This window comes from Pseudomonas sp. CG7 (assembly GCF_023701885.1).
In the GTDB taxonomy this organism is placed as follows: Bacteria; Pseudomonadota; Gammaproteobacteria; order Pseudomonadales; family Pseudomonadaceae; genus Aquipseudomonas; species Aquipseudomonas zanjanensis.
Genome location: NZ_JABAEE010000035.1, coordinates 58,390 through 64,914 on the forward strand (window position 1 = coordinate 58,390; position 6,525 = coordinate 64,914).

General features: G+C 62.3%; 7 protein-coding genes. 4 read left to right on the top strand and 3 right to left on the bottom strand.

From position 1 onward, the window contains the following. Positions 1-108: 108 nt before the first annotated feature. Together HGO40_RS16005 and HGO40_RS16010 are read left to right on the top strand one after the other, a co-directional pair. Positions 109-942, top strand: coding sequence for an EamA family transporter (locus HGO40_RS16005; protein ID WP_250963799.1), 834 nt, complete (start codon positions 109-111; stop codon positions 940-942). Positions 943-992: 50 nt separating this feature from the next. Beyond that, positions 993-1,376 (top strand): MAPEG family protein, encoded by a 384-nt coding sequence (locus HGO40_RS16010; protein ID WP_250963800.1) that lies wholly within the window; start codon positions 993-995, stop codon positions 1,374-1,376. 152 nt (positions 1,377-1,528) lie between these two features. Here HGO40_RS16010 and mltA read toward each other — a convergent pair whose 3' ends face one another. Further along, positions 1,529-2,710 carry a murein transglycosylase A gene (mltA, locus tag HGO40_RS16015; RefSeq protein ID WP_250963801.1) on the bottom strand — a complete coding sequence of 394 codons (1,182 nt, stop codon included), beginning with the start codon at positions 2,708-2,710 and terminating at the stop codon, positions 1,529-1,531. Positions 2,711-2,835: 125 nt separating this feature from the next. Here mltA and HGO40_RS16020 point away from each other — a divergent pair, with 125 nt between their 5' ends. After that, positions 2,836-3,285, top strand: coding sequence for a c-type cytochrome (locus HGO40_RS16020; RefSeq protein WP_250963802.1), 450 nt, complete (start codon positions 2,836-2,838; stop codon positions 3,283-3,285). A gap of 86 nt (positions 3,286-3,371) precedes the next feature. Here HGO40_RS16020 and HGO40_RS16025 read toward each other — a convergent pair whose 3' ends face one another. Then, a complete protein-coding gene (locus HGO40_RS16025; RefSeq protein WP_186707092.1) occupies positions 3,372-3,767 on the bottom strand; it encodes a DUF1090 domain-containing protein in 396 nt (131 codons plus the stop codon). 90 nt (positions 3,768-3,857) lie between these two features. Beyond that, positions 3,858-5,531, bottom strand: coding sequence for an NAD-dependent DNA ligase LigB (ligB, locus tag HGO40_RS16030; RefSeq protein ID WP_250963803.1), 1,674 nt, complete (start codon positions 5,529-5,531; stop codon positions 3,858-3,860). 206 nt (positions 5,532-5,737) lie between these two features. On the opposite strand from ligB, the gene HGO40_RS16035 reads away from it, so the two are divergent. Next, positions 5,738-6,358 carry a LysE family translocator gene (locus tag HGO40_RS16035; protein ID WP_250963804.1) on the top strand — a complete coding sequence of 207 codons (621 nt, stop codon included), beginning with the start codon at positions 5,738-5,740 and terminating at the stop codon, positions 6,356-6,358. Positions 6,359-6,525 lie beyond the last annotated feature (167 nt).

Consider the following 6,525-nt stretch of genomic DNA (forward strand, 5'->3'; position numbering starts at 1 on the left):
ACGAGGCTGCGATCTTTGCGCCGACAATTGAGTCTGAAGCGAAAGATCAAAAGATCGCAGCCTTCGGCAGCTCCTACGGGGGCGGTGGGACAAGACAAGGAGCGTGCCGTGCTTGCGACGGCCTTGGTGTTGGTAGCGGCGCTGTTGCATGCGGCATGGAATACGCTGATCAAGTTCAGTGGCGAGCGTTTGCTGGTGGTGGCGTGCATGGACAGCGTTGCGCTGCTGTTCGTCGCGTTGGCCCTGGGTTTCGTGGCATGGCCGCCATTGGAAATCTGGCCGTGGATCGTGGCGTCGGCGGCGTTCGAGCTGTTGTACCGTTATTTGCTGATCCAGGCTTATCGGGTCGGTGACCTGGGGTTGGTCTATCCCCTGATGCGCGGCCTGTCGCCGCTGGTGGTGCTGGCCCTGACGTTTATTTTCGCCGGTGAAGCCCTGACGACCCAGCAGGTCATCGGTATCTTGCTGATCCCGTTCGGCATGCTTTGCCTGTTGTGGCAGGGCGGTGGCGGCGACCGGCTGCCTTGGTCGATGCTGCCGGTGGTGGCGCTGATCGGCCTGTGCATCGGTTGCTACACCTTTATCGACGGACATGCTTTGCGGCGTTGGTCCCATCCGCTGGATTACCTGGTCTGGGTCACGCTGCTCAGCGCCTGGCCTTTCCCGTTACTGGCGCTGGTGAGCAAACGGCCGGCGTTCATGCGGTTCTGGCGCGAACAATGGCGGCTGGGGTTGGCGGTCGGATTCTGCGTATTGTTCAGCTACGCTCTGGTGCTGTGGGCCATGCAACTGGGCTCGATCGCCGAAGCGGCGGCGCTGCGGGAAATCAGTGTGATCCTGGTGGTGCTGTTCGGCATGCGTTACCTGAAAGAACCTTTTGGCCGGCCACGGCTCTTAGCCTGCGGGCTGGTGCTGATTGGCATGCTGGTGATGAAATCCTGACCGGCGCCTGATGCTCGATTCTGTATAAAACTCAAAAAGGAAAACGCGGTATGACGGTTGCCCTGTGGTGTGTGTTGATTGCTTTTCTCCTGCCTTACCTGTGTGTCGGGATCGCCAACGCCGGTGGCAGATACCGGTTGCAGGATAACCATGACCCACGGGACTTTCTGGATTCCCTCGAAGGCGCGCCCCGACGTGCCTTCGCCGCGCAACTGAACAGCTTTGAAATCAGCCCGTTCTTTGCCGCCGCCGTGATCGTCGCTCACCTGGCCGGGAATGCCGAACTGGTCACCATCAACGTGTTGGCGGTGCTGTTCATCACCAGTCGCTTGCTCTACATCATTTGCTATCTGGCGGACTGGGCGATTCTGCGGTCGCTGGTGTGGTTCGGGGGGGGGGGGTTGGTCCTGAGTTTCTTCTTTGTTTCGGTCTGAGCCTGGTTTGGATTTTTAGGGCTTTGCTGGCCTCATCGCGAGCAAGCTCGCTCCCACAGTTGGTCTTTAGTGAATGCACGTCTTGTGTACTCACCCGATCAATGTGGGAGCGAGCTTGCTCGCGATGGGGCCGGGACCATCACCACATCTCTTCAGGGATTGGCGGCATTCGCCACCTGTGGCACTGACGGCAACGCCATGCCCTTGGGCCAGAGCATCCAGATCTGGCCCTGTTGCTTCATGTCCCCGGCCAACTGTCCGGCCGCCTCGCCCGTGCCCCAGAACAGGTCCGCCCGCACTTCGCCGGTGATTGCACCGCCGGTGTCCTGGGCGGCGACGGGCCGGTTCAGGACGCTGCCGTCGGGGCGCGTGGTGGATAGCCATAACAGGCTGCCCAGTGGAATCACCTTGCGATCCACCGCCACGCTGTAGCCGGCGGTCAGCGGCACATTCAGCGAACCTCGCGGGCCTTCATTGCTGTCGGGGGTGCGGTTGAAGAACACGTAGCTGGGGTTGCTGCCGAGCAACTCGGGAATGCGGTTCGGGTTGGCCTTGGCCCAGGCACTGATAGTGCCCATGGTCACGTCTTCCTTCTTCAGCTCACCCTGTTCGACCAGCCAGCGGCCGATGGGGCGGTAAGGGTGGCCGTTCTGGTCGGCATAACCGATGCGCAGTTGGCGGCCATCAGCGAGCTGAATGCGCCCTGAACCCTGGATTTGCAGGAACTGCAGGTTCATGGGGTCGGTCAGCCAGGCAATGACCGGCGCCTTCACCCCGTTGGTTTCGATGGTGGCTGCATCGTCGTACGGCTTGAGCACCCGGCCTTCGAGGCGGCCGCGCAGGCGGTTGCCCTTGAGCTCAGGGTAGATGCTGTCCAGCGACACAATGATCATGTCTTCCGGCACGCCGTAAACCGGGATATTCGCCGTGGCGGTCTGGGTGAGGCTGCCGGGGTAGACCGGTTCGTAATAGCCGGTAATCAGGCCGTTGGGGCTGTTGTCCCCCGAGCGCAGGCCATAGACGTCCAGGTTTTGTTTCAGGAAACTGCGTACCGCCACAGCCGTCTGCGGCACGTTGGCCGCCGCCGCGCAGGTCGCGCCCCACACCGCGTCGGCCTTGAGCCGGGTGCATGCGCTACGCCAGGAACCGAAACCGGCCAGCAGGTCTGCATCGGACACCGTTGGCAACGCCTCCCAGGGGGCGCTGACGTAGGTGGCGAGGGCGTGGGTCTGCGGTTCCTCGACCTTTTCACCGCGATTGCAACCGGCCAACAGGGCGATCAGCGGTAGGGTCAATGCCAGGCCTTTGTGCCAGGGCTTGATGCGGCTGTTCATGAAGATTTCCTTTGCAGCCATTCGAACACTGTCAGGTGCTCGAACAACCCGTATTGTTGATAGGGGCATTGGTCTTTACCGGTGATCCGAGGATACTAATCGCCGTTTCCTGCCCCGAGGCCAAGATGTTTGTAAAACGATTTTCCATGGCCATGCTGGCCTGTCTGATGTTGTCCGCCTGTGGCGGCGTCGATCCCAATTCTCCCCTGGGCCAGCGCAAGACGATCTTCAAGCAGATGCTCAAGACCAACGAAGAACTGGGCGGTATGTTGCGTGGCCGAGTACCGTTTGACGGCGCACGTTTCGCCGAGGGTGCGGCACAACTGGATCAATTGTCCCATGAGCCGTGGAAACATTTCCCGCAAGTACGCGAGCAAGACCACACCAGCGCCCGGGATGAAGTCTGGCAAAAACAGGCGCGCTTCCAGGAACTGGCCCGCAACCTTGAAGCAGCCACCGGTGAGTTGCTGATCGTCAGCAAGGTCCAGCCCTACCGGGCCAGCAACCTGGGGCCGGCGGTGCAGAAGGTCGAGGATGCGTGCAGTGCCTGTCATAAAGAGTTTCGGGATTATTGACATGTCTTGAAAGATCGCAGGCTTCGCCAGCTCCTACAGGTTGAATGCGATTCCCTGTAGGAGCTGGCGAAGCCTGCGATCTTTGTTCACTTATCCAACTCATCCACCGCTTCCTGCAACTCCTTGCGGGAAGCAGCCAGCTTGTCCTTGCGCTTGTTGATCCGCTCGGCATCGCCTTTCTTCATGGCTTTTTCCAGGTCGGCCTGGCGCCGGCTGACCTCGTGCTTGGCATCGAGCACCTTGTTTTCCCGCTCCTTGCGCAAGGAAGCATCGGTGCAATGGGTGGTGACTTCGTTCAACGCAGTTTCCAGACCCGCCTGTTGATCCTGGTTGCCGCGGGACTTGGCCAGTTCGATCTGGTTGATGATGCCCTGGCGCTTGGCCGCGCAACCGGTGAGTTCCGGGGTTTGCTCGTCCGCCATCAAAGGGGCGGCCATGGCGCTGCACAAGAGCAGCAGGGCAGCGGGGGACAGGAAATTCATAGCAACTCCGTAAAAAATCGCGAGCGGTCGGTGCAGATGCGCTGGTGGAACGCATGCTTGCCCCTTGGGTTCAACCGCACGGGGGTCGGATTAAAAACCGTCGACCCCGGCGGTGCGTAATTCGTCACTCAAGGCCAGTACCTGTGGGTCGCGAAAAAAGGCGCTCAATTGCGCGGCGCGTCCCGGTCCGATGCCGGCTTCGGCTTGCCATTGTTCGGTACTGCGTTCGGCCAGCTTCTGCCACGGCCCTTCCAGTCGTGCCTGACCGCTGGGCGGCAGGCCCAAGGCCTTGAGCCATTGTCCGAAAGGGCGTTGTCGGGCGCTGTCCAGGCTGGCGAGCAGGCGGGCGCTACTGCGCTCGCCGAAGCCGCCAATGTTAGCAAGCTCGGCGGCATCGAGGGTCAACCAATCCAGTAATCCGTTGAGTCGACCGGCAGCCAGGAGTTTTTCCCAGGTGCCGGGGCCGACATGGGGCAGGGCAAGGCCGTGCTTGCCGCTGAGCCAGTTCAGGCGTGCGAGGAATTGGCTTTCACAACCGGGCGTCGCTTGCCAGCAACTCAAGAAGTGATGATCGCTCGCCGTGGGGGCGTTGACGTCCTGGCGTTCGAGGCTGCGTAGTACCACCTCGTCGAGGCGTGGGATGGTCAGCCCGGCCAGGCTGATGGCGACCCGGTCGCCGGGGCGGATGTCCATCTCCTCCCAGCGCTTGAGAGAGCTGACGCTCACCCGGCGAATCCACCGGTCGTCGAGCCGGATGCGTTCAAGCTCCAGTACGGGGGTGATACGCCCGGTACGACCGACCTTGAAGTGCACCTTGCGCACTTCGGCCAAAGCCTGGGCATACGGGTATTTCCAGGCCACGCTCCAGAACGGCGCCCTGGCCTGCCAGCGGTCGGCAGGTGGGCGGCGGCTCTGGCGCAGAACGATGCCGTCGCTGGCGAAGGGCAACGGTGTGCGATACCAGTGGTCGCGCCACTGCTGGGCATCGGCCAATGCCCGGACGGGCTGGTGGTAGTCGCGGGTGTCGGCGAAACCCAGTGCGTTCAGCCCAGTCATCCGTTCGGGCAGGGTGTCGGGCCCTTCAGGCCAGTCCCAGACAAACAGCCCGATGGAGGATGCCTCCTGGGTCGTCAAACTGCTGCGCGCCATCAAGCCCGCCACGGTTGCACGGGCGTTCAGGCTGCCGCTGCGGGCTTGGACATGCGCCTCCAGGCGCCAGTACAACTCACCCTGGACGACCTGGTCCACGGGCTGGCTCAGTTGTTGCGGGATGGCGCCGATCTTGCGCGCATTTGGGGTCCAGTCATGCCCCTGGACGCCATCGCCGCGGCTGATCGCCTGGTGCAGGCGGCCCTTGCGGTAAACCAGGGAGACCGCCACGCCATCGATCTTCGGCTGCGCCCAGACATCCTCCCGACCCTGCAGCCAAGCCTCCACGGCGTCGGCATCCTTGAGTTTTTCCAGGCCGGTATGGACGATGGGGTGTGGCACCTTTCCGCCCGCCGAGCGCAGGGGATCATCGGGCGCCGCGAGATGGAAGCAGCCGCGCCATTGGCCCAACTGGTTGCGGGACTGGTCATAAAGCTCATCGGCCACCAGCGTCTGGCCGAGGCGATGGTAACTGTCGTCCCAGGTGTCGATCTGCTGTTGCAGTGCGGCGATCTCGGCCTGGGCGCGTTCAACAGGCCAGTCGGGACAGGGCGCAGCAACCGCGGGAATAGCGATGAAGACGAGACAGGCGAGGGCATGCAGGTACGGTGGCATCGAAGCATCCTTGCTTGGTTGAGTACCTCAAGGCTAGTCAGTGTCTTGATCGTTGCGAGGCCCGGAGCGTTACCGGATTTTGCGGCGACTGATGGCTAAATCGCGGCGGTACAGTCCGACGCGATTTTGCCGCGCAACTGTCCCTTGAACCCCTCGATGACCGGTGCAGAATGAACCTTCGATCCGCCTCCGCCTGGAACGCTCGAATGGACCTGTCGCCCCTCGCTGTTTTCATTCCGGCCTGCTTTGCGCTGAACATGGCGCCAGGGCCGAACAACCTGCTCTCCATCAGTAACGCCTCGCGTTATGGCTTCGTCCGGGCGTGCGGCGGCGGTGTCGGTCGATTGCTGGCGTTTGCAATCATGATCGCCCTGGCGGCGGTGGGGCTCACCGCTGTGCTGCACACCTCGGAGTTGCTGTTCCTGGGGATCAAGCTCGTCGGTGCCGGTTACCTGTTCTACCTGGCCGTGCAGTTGTGGCGGGCCCCGCCTGAGGCCGACAACGAAGTCGGGCTCGCCTCGCTGAGCCGAGCCGGCCTGGCACGCCAGGAGTTCCTGGTGGCGATCGGGAATCCGAAGGCGATCCTGTTGTTTACTGCGTTCCTGCCGCAATTCGTCGACCGTACCGGCACCGTTACCCAACAATTCGCCGTGCTGGGTGGCTTGTTCCTGGTGCTGGAGTGCATCGCCATCGGGCTGTATTGCTACATGGGCATTTACGCACGGCGGCTGTTTGCCCGGCCCAGCGGTAAGCGCCTGTTCAATCGGATGTGTGCAGGACTGCTCGCCAGCGCGGCTTCGTTTTTGCTGGTGGCACGGCGATCGTGAACATTGCGCTAAGCCTTTGTGGCGAGGGAGTCCCCGCCGCGTCGCCGACGCTGCGCTGTCGCGCAGCAAACAAGTGCTCGGCTTAAGATTGGGTGCGCGCGGGGAAAGAGGCCGTAGCTATCACTGGTGTGTCCGCACCCGCGAGGGAGAGTGGCCGGCACGGTATC